The following is a 1,523-nucleotide window of genomic DNA, read 5'->3' as shown; positions in this document are numbered from 1 at the left end:
TCCGCGCCCTGCACCGGGCCGCCGAGGGCGCCGAGTCGCTCGCCAACGAGGAGGAGGAGCGGTCCGCGGGCCTCCAGGAGATCGGCGAGACGGCGCACGCCGACTCGACGTCCGCCGCCACGGCCGCCCAGCGCGCCCGCAGCGAGGTCGGTCATCTGCGGCAGCGCCTGTCCGAGGTCGAGCAGGAGACCGCCGAGGCGGTCCGGGCCGGCTGGCTCGACGACAGTGCCCCCGACGCCGACCCGGCCCGGGCCGCCCTCGCGGCCAGCGACGCGGAGAAGTCGGCCGTCGTCGCCTGGGACACCGCCCGTGAGGCGTCGCGGCGCGCCGCGGACCACGCGCGGGAGGCGGCGTCCGCCGAGTCCCGCGCCGAGCTGACGGCGGCCCGCGCGGCCGACGCGGCGACGGCCGCGGAGCGGTCGTACGAAGCGGAACGGCGCACGGCGGAGGCGCTGGCGGAGGAGGAACGGCTCGCCGAGCTGCTCAGCCTGCCGGGCGCCGACAACCGCGGCGGCGTTCCGCAGCCCCGCCGCGACGAGGAGTCCGACGGACCCGCCGGCTCGTCCGGGGGCGCGCCGCTGACACCCGAAGAGCTCGACCGGTATGCCGACGAACTTCGCGAACTCCTAGACGAAGGAGTCGCCTCCGCCGAGCGGCAGCTCTTCGAACTGCGCACCGCCGCGGCCGACGACGCCCGGATTCTCGGGGCGCTCGGCGACGGCGGGCTGCTGCCCCCCGGCCCGGACGTCCTGGCCACCGTCGAATACCTGGGCGAGCACGGCATTCCCGCGCTGCCCGGATGGCGCTACCTCGCGCAGGCCGTCGACCCCGTCGACCACGCGCGCGTGCTGGCCGCCCGGCCCCAACTCGTCGACGGCGTGATCATCACCGACCCCGACACCCACGCGCGGGCCCGCGAGGTCCTCGGCGAAGCGGCGCTGCTGCCGCGCTCGGCGGTGGCCGTCGGCACGGCCGCAGCCCTGCTCGCCCCGACCCCGGCCACCGACTCGGGAGACGGCGGCGTCTTCCTCGTACCGCCGAACCCGGCCATGCACGACGAGCACGCGGCCGACGAGGAGCGCCAGACTCTGCGGGCCCGCGCGGGCCTGCGGGACGAGGAGATCCGGGCCCTCGCCGCCCGGCTCGGCAAGGACCGGGAGCTGGCCGCGCGGCTCGCGTCCTGGCGCACCGGCTGCCCGGCGGGGCGGCTCATCGAGCTGGCCGCGACCGCCCAGGACGCGCGCGCGTTCGCGGAGGAGGCCGAGGCCGAGCTGACCGAGGCCCGTACCGTCCGGGCGGAGGCCGACGAGACGGCGGCCGACGCGGCCCATGTGCGTGACGAGCGCCAGGAGGTCGCGCAGAAGGCCCGGCGCGCGGCCGACGCCCTCGCCGGACTCGCCTTCCGGCTCCGCGAGCGCGCCGGATGGCAGGTCAAGGTGCGCGAACTCGCCGACGAGGCCGCGGAGTCGGAGGCCCGGGCCCAGGTGTGCCTGGAGCGTGCCCGCGCCGCCGACGAGGACCGC

General features: G+C 78.1%; 1 pseudogene. It reads left to right on the top strand.

Annotation, left to right across the window (positions count from 1 at the left end):
* Positions 1-1,523: pseudogene (locus ACFWBT_RS42980) on the top strand (hypothetical protein); the annotation flags it as partial.

It is taken from the genome of Streptomyces sp. NPDC060027, from assembly GCF_042737005.1.
Lineage (GTDB): Bacteria > Actinomycetota > Actinomycetes > Streptomycetales > Streptomycetaceae > Streptomyces.
This window is presented reverse-complemented; position numbering and strand designations above follow the sequence as displayed.